General features: G+C 56.4%; 16 protein-coding genes. 8 read left to right on the top strand and 8 right to left on the bottom strand.

The window, feature by feature from the left end; all coding sequences use genetic code 11:
* Window positions 1-47 precede the first annotated feature (47 nt).
* Together ACR0EK_RS09485 and ACR0EK_RS09480 are read right to left on the bottom strand one after the other, a co-directional pair.
* On the bottom strand, window positions 48-593 hold the full coding sequence (locus ACR0EK_RS09485) for a DUF4166 domain-containing protein (RefSeq protein WP_480899577.1): 546 nt from the start codon (window positions 591-593) through the stop codon (window positions 48-50).
* A 2-nt stretch (window positions 594-595) separates the two neighbouring features.
* On the bottom strand, window positions 596-985 hold the full coding sequence (locus ACR0EK_RS09480; RefSeq protein ID WP_480899575.1) for a thiol-disulfide oxidoreductase DCC family protein: 390 nt from the start codon (window positions 983-985) through the stop codon (window positions 596-598).
* 393 nt (window positions 986-1,378) lie between these two features.
* Here ACR0EK_RS09480 and ACR0EK_RS09475 point away from each other — a divergent pair, with 393 nt between their 5' ends.
* Window positions 1,379-2,398 carry a helix-turn-helix domain-containing protein gene (locus ACR0EK_RS09475; protein ID WP_480899572.1) on the top strand — a complete coding sequence of 340 codons (1,020 nt, stop codon included), beginning with the start codon at window positions 1,379-1,381 and terminating at the stop codon, window positions 2,396-2,398.
* 178 nt (window positions 2,399-2,576) lie between these two features.
* On the opposite strand, the gene rpoD is transcribed toward ACR0EK_RS09475, so the two are convergent.
* The 4 genes from rpoD to ACR0EK_RS09455 all read right to left on the bottom strand — a co-directional run bounded on the left by rpoD (window position 2,577) and on the right by ACR0EK_RS09455 (window position 8,550).
* Entirely contained in the window at window positions 2,577-4,559 is a 1,983-nt protein-coding gene (gene rpoD, locus ACR0EK_RS09470; protein ID WP_209504318.1) for an RNA polymerase sigma factor RpoD, read from the bottom strand.
* Window positions 4,560-4,673: 114 nt separating this feature from the next.
* Entirely contained in the window at window positions 4,674-6,623 is a 1,950-nt protein-coding gene (dnaG, locus tag ACR0EK_RS09465; protein WP_480481583.1) for a DNA primase, read from the bottom strand.
* 80 nt (window positions 6,624-6,703) lie between these two features.
* Window positions 6,704-7,000: a hypothetical protein gene (locus ACR0EK_RS09460; protein WP_267366003.1), complete on the bottom strand. Its 297-nt coding sequence runs from the start codon at window positions 6,998-7,000 to the stop codon at window positions 6,704-6,706.
* Between the two features lie 119 nt (window positions 7,001-7,119).
* The gene (locus ACR0EK_RS09455) at window positions 7,120-8,550 is read right to left on the bottom strand and encodes a Glu/Leu/Phe/Val family dehydrogenase (RefSeq protein ID WP_480913897.1); all 1,431 of its coding nucleotides are present in this window, start codon (window positions 8,548-8,550) and stop codon (window positions 7,120-7,122) included.
* Window positions 8,551-8,885: 335 nt separating this feature from the next.
* Here ACR0EK_RS09455 and ACR0EK_RS09450 point away from each other — a divergent pair, with 335 nt between their 5' ends.
* Genes ACR0EK_RS09450 through ACR0EK_RS09440 form a run of 3 tightly spaced genes read left to right on the top strand, consistent with a single transcriptional unit; the run spans window position 8,886 to window position 11,651 of the window.
* Window positions 8,886-10,523 carry a pilus assembly protein TadG-related protein gene (locus ACR0EK_RS09450; protein WP_480481587.1) on the top strand — a complete coding sequence of 546 codons (1,638 nt, stop codon included), beginning with the start codon at window positions 8,886-8,888 and terminating at the stop codon, window positions 10,521-10,523.
* A complete protein-coding gene (locus tag ACR0EK_RS09445; protein ID WP_480773555.1) occupies window positions 10,520-11,050 on the top strand; it encodes a TadE/TadG family type IV pilus assembly protein in 531 nt (176 codons plus the stop codon). Before ACR0EK_RS09450 ends, ACR0EK_RS09445 begins: the two co-directional genes overlap by 4 nt.
* 4 nt (window positions 11,051-11,054) lie before the next feature.
* Entirely contained in the window at window positions 11,055-11,651 is a 597-nt protein-coding gene (locus tag ACR0EK_RS09440) for a TadE/TadG family type IV pilus assembly protein (protein ID WP_480773554.1), read from the top strand.
* Here ACR0EK_RS09440 and ACR0EK_RS09435 read toward each other — a convergent pair.
* Window positions 11,613-12,092, bottom strand: a complete 480-nt coding sequence (locus ACR0EK_RS09435; RefSeq protein ID WP_480899568.1) for a hypothetical protein — start codon at window positions 12,090-12,092, stop codon at window positions 11,613-11,615. The genes ACR0EK_RS09440 and ACR0EK_RS09435 overlap by 39 nt on opposite strands.
* A gap of 157 nt (window positions 12,093-12,249) precedes the next feature.
* Here ACR0EK_RS09435 and ACR0EK_RS09430 point away from each other — a divergent pair, with 157 nt between their 5' ends.
* A complete protein-coding gene (locus tag ACR0EK_RS09430) occupies window positions 12,250-13,161 on the top strand; it encodes a pirin family protein (protein WP_480899566.1) in 912 nt (303 codons plus the stop codon).
* Between the two features lie 21 nt (window positions 13,162-13,182).
* On the opposite strand, the gene ACR0EK_RS09425 is transcribed toward ACR0EK_RS09430, so the two are convergent.
* The gene (locus ACR0EK_RS09425) at window positions 13,183-13,770 is read right to left on the bottom strand and encodes a TetR/AcrR family transcriptional regulator (RefSeq protein ID WP_267366137.1); all 588 of its coding nucleotides are present in this window, start codon (window positions 13,768-13,770) and stop codon (window positions 13,183-13,185) included.
* Window positions 13,771-13,872: 102 nt separating this feature from the next.
* Here ACR0EK_RS09425 and ACR0EK_RS09420 point away from each other — a divergent pair, with 102 nt between their 5' ends.
* The 3 genes from ACR0EK_RS09420 (at window position 13,873) to glpX (ending at window position 16,587) form a co-directional block, all read left to right on the top strand.
* The gene (locus ACR0EK_RS09420) at window positions 13,873-14,121 is read left to right on the top strand and encodes a hypothetical protein (protein ID WP_480493496.1); all 249 of its coding nucleotides are present in this window, start codon (window positions 13,873-13,875) and stop codon (window positions 14,119-14,121) included.
* Between the two features lie 126 nt (window positions 14,122-14,247).
* Window positions 14,248-15,534, top strand: coding sequence for a homoserine dehydrogenase (locus ACR0EK_RS09415; protein WP_480773551.1), 1,287 nt, complete (start codon window positions 14,248-14,250; stop codon window positions 15,532-15,534).
* A 69-nt stretch (window positions 15,535-15,603) separates the two neighbouring features.
* Window positions 15,604-16,587, top strand: coding sequence for a class II fructose-bisphosphatase (gene glpX, locus ACR0EK_RS09410; RefSeq protein WP_480773550.1), 984 nt, complete (start codon window positions 15,604-15,606; stop codon window positions 16,585-16,587).
* Window positions 16,588-16,623: the final 36 nt, after the last annotated feature.

Raw genomic sequence — 16,623 nt, 5'->3', positions numbered from 1 at the left:
AAGGTTAGGCCATAAGCTTCGTCGGCACAGGGTCGCTCACGTTCTGTTTAATCCGTCTCATGCGTTGCGTGAACCGGCGTGAGCCATCCCTGGTACCTGATCAACAACCCCAGTCCCGGCGCGTCCGCAGACACATCAAACCGAAAGCGCCCCGCTTTGTCCTGCCATTCGTGCGTTCTTGAACGCGGCAAGGAAAAAGATGGCATCGGGATGCCAAACACGGTCAGGCGGAGAATTTTGATATGCATCCCGTTTTCCTGCCAAATGGGCTGCAACCAAATCGAGACCGCGCCGAAAGATTCCCGAACACACTCTCTTTTCGTATCATATTTCAGAGTTGATCGGGTTTTGTGGCCCGCGAAATTCCGGTCCCATGACCAGATTTCGCCATTTGCATCAATCTGCAGGGAAACGGGGACGTCTTTGCCGTTTTGCGGAAACCCGGCCAGACGTGTTACAAGGGCAACCCATATCCCTTTGCCGCGTTCGATATCGCAGCGTCCTGCAAAGCAGCCCTCGCTCATGTGCAGATCTCGAACCGCCTTTGGCAACCTTTCGGTCGATCCTACCGCCTTAAGAAAGGGATCGCCCATCGCTAGTACCCGTTTTCGGCAAAACGAGCCCTGATATCGGGACTGGGAACCAGACATGTTTCGGAACGCCCAAAGAATGCATATCTGTTTCGTGCGATCAGGCGATAGGTCGGATCCTTGATGAGCCAAGGCAGAAACCGACACATTGATAACAGCGACCATGGGCCGCGCAACTGTCGCATCGCCGCTGCAAATGCATCCAGATGCTGAAAAACAGCGCCATTCACGACCACCAGATTTGTTGGAAAATCCTGTGTGGGAAGGCCGAGATCACGATATAGCTTTTGCCCAAGCGGGGACTGCGCCGTTGCAAATTGGAAAACATGGCGCTGGTCACGTTTCAGCATAAACTGGAAAAACCCCGAACACAGCACGCATTCGCTGTCAAACACAATTAGGTTTTGGTCATTAACCGCTGTATTCTCAAAAATATCCTGCAAGGTTTTACACCGGAACTATTGACTTAAAGCCAGCCTGACAAAACCACCTGAGCGAAGCAATGCGACATGTATGAAAGGTGTGGGGGCGTGCCGGGGAGCCTTGACCAGAGGCTGGTGATTTCCCCGAGGCTCTGACCTCATCCCCATAAAGGTCTGGACCCGGCAACACTGCTGAAGTGGTTCGTTACACGTGGCGACGCTTGTCCATATTGGTCAAAAATTTTCGAGATACCGCCAGAGATGGCTTGTTTTAGCGAAGAACCCACTTGTCAGCACCGTCGATCATGAAAGAAAATTCTCTGATAGTCTGCCTATGTATTTGAAAATTTGAGGTACTGTTTCGCGATGGATGTCGATATCGGCCGTCTTCATTTGTTTGTTCAGGCACTGGACCGCCATTCTGGTAATGGCGACATGTCCCGCGATGTCCTGAAAATGGCGGGGCTGCGCCCTCAGGATATCGCGCCGCCGGTCACTACCTACAGCGTACAAAGCGAGGCTTTGTTTATCCGTTATGCATGTGACGCCACCCACGACATCACATTTGCTGCCCGCACGGGTCTTGAGGTTACGTCAGCCTCGACCGTGACCGCCTATGTCAGCAAGTATTCCCGCGACCTGAAACAGGTGATGGAGAACCTCACGCGCTTTCACGGCATCATCGACCCTGCCATCGCGCTAAACCTGCGCGTCGCGGGTAATTTTGCGACCTTGGAAGCCGAGTGGAAGAATCCCGGATTTGCGCGGTATCACAGACGCACCGAATTCCTGATATTTGCTGCCCTGGCCAGAATGCGGAACCTGACGCAAGTCAATCTTTATCCGATAGAAATTCGGTTTCAGCACAGGGTCGGTGACCACGCCCGAAGATTTGAAAAGCTTGCCGGTTTTCCCGTGACCTTTGGGGCCGAGAACCTCGAGATTATCCTGCCTCTTTCAGCGCTGGACCTGCCTGTGCCGACTTATGACCCCCAACTCAGAGAGCATTTGCTGGAATATGCAGATCGCCTGCTTTCTGAGAGAGGCGCGCCCAAACATCTGACCCGTGCCAAGGTCGAAGGGCTGGTTACCCGATCCCTGCCCGGCGCAATCCCGCAGGCCGAAAGCCTCGCGGCTGATCTGGGGATGAGCCTTAGAACCTTCAGCAGGCGCCTCAGGGACGAAGGCACCAGCTATCGCGATGTTGTCGACGATCTGCGGTGCGACCTGGCGCAGACCTTTATCAAGAATGAAATGCCCTTGTCCGAAATCGCCTATTCGCTGGGCTATGCCGATCAGGCCGCATTTTCGACCGCTTTCAAACGTTGGACAGGCCAGCCGCCCAGCGCGTTCAAGACGCGATTGGAACACCCGATACGGACGTGAGACCGGGGGTCATCAGCTTGAAAAACCTCGCCCCGGCCCGTCCCATGAGTGGACAGAACGGATATAGAAGGACAGAAGGTCCAGCCCTTGTGCGTTCCCGCCAATGTGATGGGAGAACAGGCCATCGTGAAGAGTGTCCGGAATAAAAAAAGGCGCCTCGGGAGAGGCGCCTTGATACTTACTGATCCAGGAAGGACCGAAGTTTTCGGGATCGGCTGGGGTGCTTCAGCTTCCGCAGCGCCTTCGCTTCGATCTGGCGGATACGTTCGCGGGTCACGCTGAACTGCTGACCCACCTCTTCAAGCGTGTGGTCGGTGTTCATACCGATGCCGAAACGCATCCGCAGCACACGTTCTTCGCGCGGGGTGAGCGAGGCCAAGACCCGTGTGGTGGTTTCCTTGAGGTTTTCCTGAATGGCGCTGTCCAGAGGCAGCACAGCATTCTTGTCCTCAATGAAATCACCCAGCTGGCTGTCTTCTTCGTCACCAATCGGAGTTTCCAACGAAATCGGCTCTTTGGCGATTTTCATCACCTTGCGAACCTTCTCAAGCGGCATTTGCAGCTTTTCGGCCAGTTCCTCAGGTGTCGGTTCGCGGCCGATCTCGTGCAACATCTGGCGACCGGTCCGGACCAGCTTGTTGATCGTTTCGATCATATGAACCGGAATACGGATTGTGCGCGCCTGATCCGCGATTGAACGCGTGATAGCCTGACGAATCCACCACGTCGCATAAGTCGAGAATTTATAGCCGCGGCGGTATTCGAACTTGTCTACCGCCTTCATCAGGCCGATATTACCTTCCTGAATAAGATCAAGGAATTGCAGGCCGCGGTTCGTGTACTTCTTGGCGATCGAGATCACCAGGCGCAGGTTGGCTTCGACCATTTCCTTCTTGGCCTGCCGCGCCTCTTTTTCGCCCTTCTGGACCTGCTGAACGATGCGGCGGAATTCGCTGATGTCCAGACCCACATATTGGCCGACCTGAGCCATGTCGTTGCGCAGCTCTTCGACCTTCGCGGTCGAGCGTTCGATGAACATCTGCCAGCCCCGGCCCGGCTTTTCCGCCATTTCGGCCAGCCAGTTGGGGTCCAGTTCACGCCCGCGGTATTCGTCGATGAACTCGCGACGGTTTATCCGTGCCTGATCGGCCAGCTTCACCATCGAACTGTCCAGCGACATGACGCGACGGTTGATACCGTAAAGCTGGTCGATCAGCGCTTCGATCCGGTTGTTGTGCAGGTGAAGACCATTCACCAGTTGTACAATCTCGGCCCGCAACTTCTGATAGGTCTCTTCGTCTTTTTCGCTGAACGTGCCATCCTCGTTCAAGGTGGCCGAAATGCGGCTGTCCTGCATTTCGGACAGCATCGCAAAATCGGTTGAGATCCGCTCCAGCGTGGTCAGAACCTGATCCTTCAATGCCGCTTCCATCGCGGCCAGCGACATGTTGGCCTGATCGTCTTCGTCATCGTCGTCGTCGCTGGTGATCGGGTTGCCATCGGCATCCAGTTCCGGCCCGGCCTCTTTCGCGGGTTTCGCAGCCTGCACAGCAGACGCGTCAACGACTGGCGCGTCGCCATCTTCGTCCAGCTGGTTGCCGAATGTGGTTTCCAGATCGATGACATCCCGCAGCAGAATATCCTCGGACAGCAATTCGTCATGCCAGATGGTGATCGCCTGAAAGGTCAGCGGGCTTTCGCACAGGCCGGCAATCATGGTATTGCGCCCTGCTTCGATCCGCTTGGCGATGGCAATCTCGCCCTCACGGCTCAGCAGTTCGACCGAACCCATCTCGCGCAGATACATGCGAACGGGATCGTCGGTGCGGTCCAGCTTTTCGGTGGCGGCCCCCGCCAACGCAACCTCGCGGTTGCTTTCGGTGGTCGTCAGTTCGGTCGAGCCCTTGTTCTCTTCCTCTTCGGCCTCTTCATCTTCGATGATGTTGATGCCCATCTCGGACAGCATAGACATAACGTCTTCGATCTGTTCCGAGCTGACCTGATCGGGCGGCAAAACCTGATTGAGCTGATCGTAGGTGATGTAACCTTTCTCGCGGGCCTCGGCGATCATCTTCTTGACGTTGGCCTGGCTCATGTCCAGCGAGATTTCCTGGTCCTGCTCGTCGGATTTGCGATCTTCGGTCGTGTCTTTGGCGGCCATTCAATGCTCCTGCAGGGATGGGTGATTCGATTGAACCGAATCATTAGCGCGTAGAAGTGATTCGGCCACCCGTTTACCCGTTTTTCTTTTCCAGTGCCTTACGAAAACACCATTTTACCGGCGTTTCCGCTCGAATTTGATGCCGGACATGATTGCCTCGAACGCGTCTTTCTCGTCGCGGTTGATTCGCGCCCCGTTGTCGGCGATGTCGAATATGGCCCTGTCTTCATTCTGGCTTCGGTTTGTCCGGTTGCGTTCTTCTGCCGCTTGCGCCAGCCGATATGTCAGCGCCTCATCGGCCAGATCGGACAACTCCTCTGCGGCTTCGGCAATCTCAGCATCCAACCCCCGGAGCGCTTTGATTTTCGCGAGTTCTTCGGCCAGAGTCATCTCGGCCTTTTCAACGTCGCCCGGTTTGAACACACAGGGGATTACGGCGACATGGCGAAGGGCCAGCAGGTTTTCAAGGGCCTCAGGCCCTAAAGTTTCGGCAATGTGGTCCTTCAGATTGTCCGGGTCATCGATCGCGTGGCGCAGAATTGCAGTTCGCAATGCGGCGTGATCAACATCGCGGCATTCCATCTCTTCCAGTTGGTGTTCGAACTGCACGACGACTTGGGGGTTAAGCGCGGCAATAGCCAGAATGGCCGCTTCGCGCAGTTGAATCTCGGCATTCTCGGACGAGGCCAGAAACGAGGACCGCGCGCCGGGCGTGGCGGGTTGTTTTGGCGGCACCCATTTGCCGCGCGGTTGCCATTGCCGGGATTGCGGCTGCCGTTGCGGACGGAACAACTGCCAGCGCAGGTCCTTGATTTCTTGCCCATAATGCGCCCGTATCGATGGGTCGCGGATCAGCTTGATTTTCTCGCGCAGGGACTTGTCCAAAGCCGCCTTGCGTTCAGGACTGTCGAACACCTTGCCGTCGGTCTCGCGCTGCCACAGCAGCTTGACCATCGGAATGGCACCATCCAGCACGGCCTTCACAGCGCCTGCCCCTTCGGCGCGCAGCAGGTCGTCGGGGTCTTTGCCCTCGGGCATCAGGGCAAACCGCAGCGACTTTCCAGCTTCGAGCATCGGCAAAGCCAGATCAACCACCCGCATCGCAGCGCGCAGACCTGCTGTGTCGCCGTCCAGCGCAATGATCGGCTCGTCCGATATCCGCCAGAGCAGTTGCAGCTGATGTTCGGTTATGGCGGTACCCAATGGGGCAACCGACGCGCCAAAGCCTGCTTCGGCCAGCGCGATCACATCCATATAACCTTCGGCCACGATCAGCGGCTGCCCCTTACCTGCCGCCTGTCGAGCCGGGCCTTGATTGTAAAGACTGCGCCCTTTGTCGAACAGCTCGGTCTCGGGCGAGTTCAGGTATTTCGCGTTGTCATTGGGGTCCATCGCCCGCCCGCCAAACGCGATGCAACGTCCGCGCGGGTCGCGGATCGGGTACATGATGCGGTTGCGGAAGGTGTCATAAGGCTTTTTGCCCTTGTTTGACGGCTTGGCCAGCCCGGCCCCAAGGATCAGGTCCTCGGCCACGTTCTTGCCGCGCAGATGGTCCCACAGCGCCTGCCAATCGTCCGGGGCAAATCCAATCTCCCACCGGTCCAGCGCTTGCGCGTTCAACCCGCGGCGCGTGAGGTAGTCTCGTGCGGCGGCTCCTGCCCCGGTCTTGAGCTGCAGGCGGAAGAACTGCGCTGCCTGCTCCATCACTTCAGCCAGCTGTGTGCGGTGGTCCTGTTTTTCCTGCGCCTTCGGATCGCGCGCAGGCATCGGCATCCCGGCTTCGCGGGCCAGAATCTCGACTGCTTCGATGAATGAGACATTCTCGGTCTCTTTCACAAAACTGATCGCGTCGCCTTTGGCGTGACAGCCAAAGCAGTAATAAAACCCCTTTTGGTCATCCACGTGGAACGAGGCCGTCTTTTCATGATGGAACGGGCAAGGCGCCCACATGTCCCCTTTGCCCTGATTGGACTTGCGCTGGTCCCACATGACTTTGCGCCCGACAACCTGAGACAGGCTGAGCCGCGTGCGCAATTCGTCCAGAAATCCGGGGGGCAATGACATCTGCTAAACCTGCCAGAAATGAAAACGCGCGCCAAGAGGAAGGCGCGCGGTTGTCCACAGGGAAATGTCCGAGTTGTGGATTATTGTTGCAGGCACAGTTCAAGCCACGCCGCGCCCAGGTCTTTCTTGCGCACGTCCCGCATCTTTTGCTCATAAACCCAAGGTGTGATCAGCGGGATTGCAGCATTGTAGTTTTCGGGCCATGTCGGGCCGCTATCCGCCACCGCTTGTACAACGTCACGTTCTTTTACACGGTCCAGTCGCGCCTTTTGAACCGCAGCCACCACATCAGCTTGGTACTTGCAGCTTTGTTCCTTGGTTTCCTGAGCGGCCAAAGGGGTGGCCAACAGAGCCGCGACAAAAGCGATACGCAACATGGAATTCTCCGGAGATTCGTTTCTTTGAAGTAGATTGCCCGTCAACCTAACGGGCTGTCATGGACATTCAAGCCGCAGCGCGTACTGGCGGGATGAAATGATCACCCCGCCCACCTAATTCACAGCCCCTTGGCGCGGTAGCTTTTCGCAACGCGGTCAATCGCCACGATATAAGCCGCCGTACGCAGGTCCTCGACATCATCACGGCCGTGCCAAACCTCACGCATCGACTGATAAGCAATACGCATTGTGTCATCGAGACCCGAGCGCACCAACTCAAGCTCATCCGCGCCTTTGAGGTACTTGGCCTTGAAGTCCGGCGACATCGACCACGCATCCCCCAGGTACCGGTCCAGCCTTTCCAGCTCGCTGACGATCAGTTCGTGACGCGACTCTTCCTGACGACGCTGCATCCGGCCAAAGCGGATATGGCTAAGGTTCTTGACCCATTCGAAATAGGATACTGTCACACCGCCTGCGTTGGCATACATGTCGGGGATGATCACTGTGCCCTTCTTACGCAGGACTTCATCCGCGCCAGCGGTTACCGGACCATTGGCAGCTTCGATAATCAGCGGTGCCTTGATCCGATCGGCGTTCGACAGGTTGATGACACCTTCCAAAGCCGCCGGGATCAGAATGTCGCATTCAGCCTCCAGCACTGCCGCGCCTTCAGCGGAATGGGTCGCATCGGGATAGTCCTTTACGCCACCGTGTTTGACAATCCACTGACGCACGGCTTCGACGTCAATCCCGTCGGGATTAAATAGCGCACCGTCCCATTCGATGATTCCGGTGATGCGCGCGCCATCTTCCTCGCTGAGGAACTTTGCAGCGTGATAACCTACATTACCAAGCCCCTGCACGATAATGCGCTTACCATCCAGTTTACCTGACAAGCCTGCTTTCTGGATGTCTTCAGGGTGGCGGAAAAACTCGCGCAACGCGTATTGAACACCGCGCCCAGTCGCTTCGACCCGCCCCGCGATACCACCGGCATTCAGCGGCTTTCCTGTCACACAGGCGCGCGCATTGATGTCCGTTGTGTTCATCCGCGCGTATTGGTCAGCCATCCAAGCCATTTCACGCTCCCCAGTGCCCATATCGGGCGCAGGCACGTTTTGCGATGGGTTTATCAGGTCTCGCTTTGCAAGCTCATACGCAAAGCGCCGCGTGATCTGTTCAAGCTCATGCTCTTCATATTCTCGTGGATCAATGCAAAGCCCACCCTTGGAGCCACCAAACGGTGTTTCGACAAGTGCGCACTTATACGTCATCAGCGCAGCCAGAGCTTCGACTTCGTCCTGGTTAACCGCAGTGGCATATCGAATACCGCCCTTGACCGGTTCCATATGCTCCGAGTGGACAGACCTGTAACCAGTGAAGGTATGGATTTCACCACGCAGCCGCACGCCAAATCGAACTGTGTAGGTTGCGTTGCAGACACGGATCTTTTGCTCCAACCCCGGCGGCAGCTCCATAAGGGCGGCTGCCCTGTTGAACATCAGGTCAACACTTTCACGAAAGCTGGGTTCTTTGATGCCGGTCATAAAATCCTCCGTAGCGGTACATGACGATGCGTCACGACGTTTTGTCGCACCACTGGCGGCCTGCTGCAATCAAACAATGCACTTTTTTTAATCATTTTATGAACGCACGCTTAGTTGCCCTAGGGTGAGTCGCTCAGATCGGCCAACTCCTTAACGAATTGTTTTCATTTCATCGACAGATCACCTGAAACGGTCCAAATTATACCCCTTCGGCGCGTAAAAAGGCCAAAACCAAGCCTTTTTCGCCCAATTCACGCCACGTTTGAAAATTAACTTTGTCCCAAATCTCTTTTTCTTTGACGCACGAATTCGACGTGTGAGGCGGAGTAACCAGAATGCTAAATTCCTTGCTTTGTAACGACGGCTCGAAACCGAAGCGCAAAACGTTCAAGTTAGAGCAGTTCGCTCGGAACGAAGATGGCGTCTTCACTATCTTCGTATTGTTCATGGTGGTCCTGATGCTGGCAATTACCGGCATGGCCATGGATGTCATGAAGTATGAGCGTGACCGCGCCAGCCTGCAATCCACCCTGGACCGCGCTGTGCTTGCTGCCGCTGACCTTGACCAGGATCTTCCTGCCAAGGCGGTTGTCGATTCTTACATGGACAAGGCCGGGCTGGGCAATCTGAACGCCATTACGACGGTTGTTGAAGGGTTCGGCTCTAAAAAAGTAAGTGCTACAGCCGAAGCGGTTGTTCCGACCCGCTATCTGAGGTTCGGCAAAGTCACTGAACTGGGCCTTGTTGCCAGCAGTGCGGCTGAAGAATCCATTGGCGCTGTAGAAATCTCGTTGGTTCTCGACATTTCCGGCTCTATGTCGCGCTCGTCTGCCACACCATCGAAGACAAAAATCGCAGTGTTGAGAGAAGCTGCGTCGGAATTTGTAAGGCTCATGCTGGACAAACCTGATGAAACACAGATTTCAATCTCGATTGTTCCTTATGCAACGCAGGTCAACGCGGGTGCGCCAATCCTGGACAAGTTCACAAATGTCACGCAGGAACACAGCTATTCGCACTGCGTAAACTTCATTCCGGAACAGTACAGCGATTCTGATCTGGAACGCGATGACACGTTGGAGCGCACCGCCCATTTCGATCCTTTCACCTATTCTGAAGGGTCAATCGACCTGCCCGTTTGTCCGGTCCGCGCAGGAAGTGCAATCACCCCTGTCACCGACAATATGAACAAACTGCTTGCTCAGATTGCGTCCCTCACCCCCGGTGGGAACACGTCGATCGATATTGGGATGAAGTGGGGAACTGCCCTGCTGGACCCGAGCATGCGCGGAATTGTTCGCGACCTGTCGCTGGAACAGGATCCATCCTATGCAGGTACAACAATTGTGCCATCAAAATTCTCGGTCCGTCCCTCGGACTATGGCACCGACGTTCTGAAGATCGCCATTGTTATGACCGATGGTCAGAACACCGATCAATACATGCTTAACCCATCGCTGCGCGAAGGTATGTCAGACGTTTGGTACAACCCGGAAGCTGATGAATACACCGTGTACCATTCTCAGGGTCGTCCGAATTTTTTCTGGCCTCAGCAAGACGTTTGGGCGGATCATCCCTACGGAAACCCGGAACCTGAGACGCAGCTGAACGAAGAACCTGGAACAGCCGTTCGGTTGTCATATCCCGAACTGTTTAACCGAGTATCTTTGGCATGGAACGCACGGTACAACTATTACTGGCAGTCCAGCGGTTGGGCGGAATGGTATTCCAAGGCCTACGCGAAAGTTGAAACGTCGGCCAAGAACCAGCGCACCAAGCACATTTGTGATGCGGCCAAGGATCAGGGCATCATCGTTTACGGTATCGCGTTCGAGGCGCCCAGAAGCGGGTACAGGACCCTCAAAGACTGTGCCAGCTCTGACAGCCACGTCTATGACGTAAGTGGCCTGAACCTTGAGAAAGCCTTTGAATCCATCGCATCGTCGATCCGCAAGCTGAGGCTAACCCAATGATCAGCAGAAAGCTGTCGATGCTCCGCCTGTTTCGACAATCCGAGGCAGGCAATGCGACAATCGAGTTCATCATGCTCGTACCCTTCTTCCTGGCGCTTCTCGTGGCAGGAGCCGAACTGTCCATCATCACAATGCGGCATGCTGCTTTGGAGCGTGGGGTAGACCTGATCGTAAGGGATATTCGGCTGGGCACCGGTACGAACTGGGATCACGACGTAATCAGAAATCGGATTTGCGAAGTGTCCGGAATCAAGGATTGTACAGGGAATTTGCGACTGCAAATGGTCAAGCAGGACGCGTTCGCTGGTATCGTACTTTCAGACAACGTTCCCTGCACGGACAGTTCCGAAGATCCCAAACCGGTTCTGGATTTCAAAAGCGGCCAATCCAACGAGTTGATGATCTTGCGGGCCTGTTTGCGCATAGATCCGGTTCTTGAGACCTCAGCCATTGCCAAGCTTGTCCCGGACGCTACCGGTCACTACGCGGTGACCGCAACAACGGCATTCGTACAGGAGCCACTGTAAGATCATGTCTGTATTCCGAAACCTGAAGAATCGCTTCAAAGTCTTCAAGAAAGACGAAAGTGGCATTCTGACCGTAGAAGCCCTCATGATTTTTCCGCTGATGTTATGGACGATCACGTTCACGTTCACAGCATTCGAGGGGTTTCGTCAAAGCGCATCCAATCTGAAGGCAGCTTATACGATCAGCGACCTTATTTCGCGTGAAACGCAGGCCGTGACCGATGTGTATATTGACTCGTTGCACGATTTGGCGGGCAAGATGATCAATAACCGGTCAGAAGTGAAAATGCGGGTTTCTCTTATCGTTTACGATGAGGACGATAAACGCCATTATGTGCGCTGGTCGACCGTACGCGGCTTTGATCAGGAATGGGATGACAACAGGATCGATGAAATCGAAGACCGCCTGCCGCCAATGCCCAATCAGGACACCGTTATTCTGGTTGAAACGTCCAATGAATACATCCCCACGTTCCGACCGGGCTGGGATTTTGCGACAGGTATCACCTTTGAGAACTTCATCTTTACCCGTCCCCGCTTTACAAACGAAGTTGCTTGTAACTTAACCCAGACCCCGTTCGTCTGCACAAATAGCGGATAGAATTTCGGACATGAACTTGGCCTCGGCGGCAGATGTCATGCCGCCCACGCCAACCCGGTGACCAACCCGCCACCACAATCCCGGAGCCCAACTGTTCGCCGCCTTGTTTCGCGTACGGACCAGAAAGCCGTTTGACGGTTTGAAGGCGAACACACCCCGATCTACCGTTTCAATGTCGGCCACTTCTGCGATGATCTGACCCGACCCCGTTCGCAACTCGGTCCGCGTCAGTTCGATCCAGTCTTCTGTGGCGCGCCAGACACGAAGCGCCAGCCAAAGCGATGCACCGCCAACGACAAACAGAAACACCTGCCAAACCGGTTCGGGTGGCGATGCCAGCGCGACATAGGTAACCAGCATTCCAACCGTTGTCAGCATCCCTACCCCGGTCCATCGTCTGGGGGATGAGGCCTGAATCGTTGCCAACACGTCGTCCTGCATGGATGTCTCCTGTCTGATCCGCTTCGATCTAGCCATTTTGCGCCGGAAACAACAGAGGCTTGGCCGCAAAACAATTTCGCACAGGTCCGGTTATTTCATGCAAATTGACTGCCGTGGCGCAGAGATTACATGCTGCCCGGATGAAACGGAGGTGAACATGTCCCTTAGACCGACGTTAGAAACACGCAAAGCCATTCCCACAATGGAAGGGGCTGGTGTCAAACTCCACCGTGCATTCGGGTTTCAGGATCCGTCCGAACTGGATCCTTTTCTGCTGTTCGATGATTTAAGAAACGACCGCCCGCAGGATTATCAGGCCGGGTTTCCGTGGCACCCCCACCGGGGAATTGAAACGATCACTTACGTTCTGACCGGCACAGTCGAGCATTCGGATTCGCTGGGTAACACCGGCAAGCTTGGCGCCGGCGATGTGCAATGGATGACCGCAGGTTCCGGCATCCTGCATCAGGAAATGCCAAGCGGCAACATCTCGGGCCAGATGCACGGCTTCCAGCTGTGGGGCAACCTGCCTTCGGACCAGAAGATGACCGCCCCGCGCTATCAGGACGTTCAAAGCAAGGACATCCCCGAAATCACCGATGACGATGGCACCACAGTGCGGGTGATCGTAGGTGAGTTCTGGGGTAAGACCGGACCCGTTGACGGGATAGCTGCTGACCCGCAGTATCTGGATATCTCTGTCCCGGCAGGTGTGAAGAAAACCTTCCGGATCGATACGTACCGCCGTGCTTTCGCCTATGTGTTTCAGGGTCAGGCCGCCTTTGCCGATGCCTCGCAGCCGACAGGTGTGCTGTTGGAAAAGGAAATCGCCGGGCAAGAGGTCAATATCCGCGACATGTCAGGGGATCGCACGCTTGTCCGTTTTGGCACGGGCGATGAAATCACCGTTCAGGCTGGCCCCCAAGGTGTGCGGTTCCTGCTGATCTCTGGGGCTCCAATCAATGAACCCGTCGCGTGGCATGGCCCCATCGTGATGAACACGCGGGCCGAACTGGAACAGGCATTTCGCGAGCTGCGCAATGGCACGTTCATTCGCCCCGCGCACTAACAGCGTGACGGTTTGACCCTGTCAGGCCGTCACAGCCTTGTGCACCATGTTCCAATAGATCTCTTCGACTTCGTCCAGTGACAGGCGACCACCCGAACGGTACCAGGTCATCACGCCGTTCAGCATGGCTATCACGGCCAGCGTTGCAATCTTCGTGTCCGAAATTGCGAATTGTCCGGCCTGCTGCCCTGAGTCAAGGATGCTTTCCAGCACGTTTTCGTATTGGCGCCGCAAGTCTTCGATTTCAGCAAAGTTTTCGGGCGAAAGATTGCGCAACTCCATATAGGCGATGAAAACTTCGTCGGGGCGTTGCAAATGGAAGCGGATGTGAAAGCCGATAAACTGGCGCAAGGCGTCTTCAGCGTCGTCGCAACGGCCCATTGCATCAAGCGCCTCAAGCAGGTCCTGCATGTGTTCGCGCATCAACCGGTGCAAAAGGCTCTGTTTGTCAGGCGTATAGTTATAAAGCGCGCCTGCCTGCACGCCGACCTCTTTTGCGATCTGCCGCATCGAGACAGCGGCATACCCATAGCGCGCAAACAGGTGCAGCGCGGCCTTGCGGATACGTGGGCCGGTTATGTCGGAATGTGAGCCTTGAGTGCGTGCCATGGGTCTACAGTATATGAACAGATGTTCATATAGAACCCCGCTTGAACGATGTCGTCAAAACGTGCATCACGATGGGGCAACAAAGACCGAAAAGCCTGCGACATGAAACTGCTGCCTGTTTTGCCCCTTATTCTATTTTGCGCCGCCTGTGCGGACATTCCCGAGTTGGAAGGCAGCGAACCGGCTGCAGTCAGATCCGCCCCCTACCCGCGCCTTATTCCGTTGCAGGAAACCTTAGGGCCACCGGTGGACCCGATCCATCAGGCGGCAGCCGTCGAAGACGAACTGACACAACGCAGCAATACCTTGGCCCAAAAGGCGCAGGCGCTACAAAACGCGCAAACCAACTGACGCGTCATAAATCACCCCCACTATCCCCCGGTGACGGATTGCACCCTTGGCCTGAACCCGCTAAGGCAGCGCTGATTGGACAAGCATCCGACACCAGAAGAATTCGAGCGGAAGAGGACCCACGACATGACACAGGCACTGCGGCTGGGAATTGCGGGCTTGGGAACGGTCGGCGTGGGTGTCGTCAAGATCGTCCGCCGCCATGCAGAATTGTTGCAGGCCCGCACAGGCCGTTCGATTGAAATCGTGGCTGTATCCGCGCGCGACCCGAACAAGGACCGTGGCGTGAATCTGTCGGATTATGCCTGGGAAACCGATCCGGTTGCACTGGCAAAACGCGACGACATAGACGTTTATGTCGAATTGATGGGTGGCGAGAACGGTCCTGCCAAAGCCTCGGTCGAAGCAGCGTTGGCCAGTGGCAAGGATGTGGTCACCGCCAACAAGGCGTTGCTGGCCATCCACGGGCAGGAACTGGCTGAAAAGGCCGAGGCCGCCGGTCGTGTGATACGGTTTGAGGCCGCGGTCGCTGGTGGTATCCCGGTAATCAAGTCCCTGACCGAAGGTCTGGCGGGCAACGAGATCACCCGCGTGATGGGTGTCATGAACGGAACGTGCAACTACATCCTGACCCGGATGCAATCGCAGCGTCAGGGCTACAATGCCCTTTTCGATGAGTGCGCCGAATTGGGATACCTTGAGGCCGACCCCAATCTGGATGTCGGAGGTATCGACGCTGCGCACAAGCTGGCTCTGCTATCCTCGATTGCGTTTGGGACCAAGCCGAATTTCGACGGGATCGAGATTGAGGGTATTCAGCAGATCAGCCTGGACGACATTGATCAGGCCGAAGACATGGGCTTTCGCATTAAACTGCTGGGCGTGGCGCAGCGCACCGCACGCGGGCTGGAGCAACGCATGCAGCCTTGCCTGGTACCCAGTGAATCGCCACTGGGCCAGCTGGAAGGCGGCACCAATATGGTCGTGATCGAAGGCGACGCGGTTGAGCAGGTTGTTCTGCGTGGCCCCGGCGCGGGCGAAGGCCCGACAGCCAGCGCTGTGATGGGCGATGTCTGCGATCTGGCGCGTGGATTGCATATCCCGACCTTTGGCCGCCCAGCCACCACGCTTGAAACCGCAGTTCCCGCCGTCACCGGCCGACCTGCGCCGTATTATCTGCGGCTGGGCCTGCTGGATAAACCTGGTGCATTGGCCAAGGTTGCGGCCATTCTGGGCAATGCCGGGGTGTCAATCGACCGGATGCGCCAATATGCACATGCCGAAAGCACCGCGCCTGTGCTGATCGTCACCCATAAGACCACCCGAACGGCGCTGGACGTCGCGTTGGAGGGTTTCCGCGAAACCGATGTGGTTGCAGGCGACCCAGTTGCATTGCGGATTGAGGCGGTTTGACCTTGCGGCCTGCATGAAACGCAAGCTATGCCGGAAGACACGGCTATACTGACCAGAGGATACAGAAACATGAGTGCTGCCAAGACCGATTTCAATGACCGCCTGCTGTCTCTGGGGCTGGCCAGGGTGGCGGAACAGGCTGCACTGGCCTCGGCTTCGCTGGTAGGCCGGGGCGATGAGAAAGCCGCGGATCAGGCCGCTGTGAACGCAATGCGCGAACAGCTGAACCTACTGGATATCGCAGGTGTTGTAGTCATCGGGGAAGGCGAGCGTGACGAGGCGCCGATGCTGTATATCGGCGAAGAGGTTGGCACCGGAAATGGCCCCGGCGTGGATATCGCATTGGATCCGCTGGAAGGCACCACGCTGACCGCCAAGGATATGCCAAACGCACTGACCGTCATCGCCATGGGCCCGCGCGGCTCGATGCTGCACGCGCCGGATGTGTATATGGACAAACTGGCGGTTGGCCCAGGGCTGCCGGAAGGTGTCGTGAATCTGGACATGTCGCCACGCGAGCGTGTCGAAGCACTGGCCAAGGCCAAGGAGTGCAAGCCGGCCGACATCACCGTCTGCATTCTGGAACGCCCGCGCCACGAGGCGATGATTGCCGAAGTGCGCGAAACCGGCGCCGCGATCCGTCTGATCACTGATGGTGACGTGGCGGGTGTCATGCATTGCGCTGAAAGCGAAGTAACCGGCATCGACATGTATATGGGCCAAGGTGGCGCGCCCGAGGGTGTGCTGGCCGCCGCTGCGCTGAAATGTATGGGCGGGCAAATCTTTGGCCGCCTGTTGTTCCGTAACGATGACGAACGTGGCCGGGCCGCCAAGGCAGGCATCACCGATCTGGACCGTGTTTATGCACGCGATGAGATGGTGACGGCGGATGTGATCTTTGCCGCCACCGGCGTGACCGGTGGCTCTTTGTTGCCCCGGATCAAGCGCGAGCCCGGCTGGGTGGAAACCACGACGCTGTTGATGCGGTCCAAGACCGGGTCGGTGCGCCGCATGTCCTACCGCACGCCGACATGGCCGCATGACAACACATAACGGCTTGCGCCGTTGCCTTCGGCGAGAGTATTTCTG

The sequence above is a fragment of the Ruegeria sp. AE4 genome, from assembly GCF_056542185.1.
Note: the sequence above shows the minus strand (reverse complement) of the source record. Positions and strands in the feature narration are given on the sequence as shown.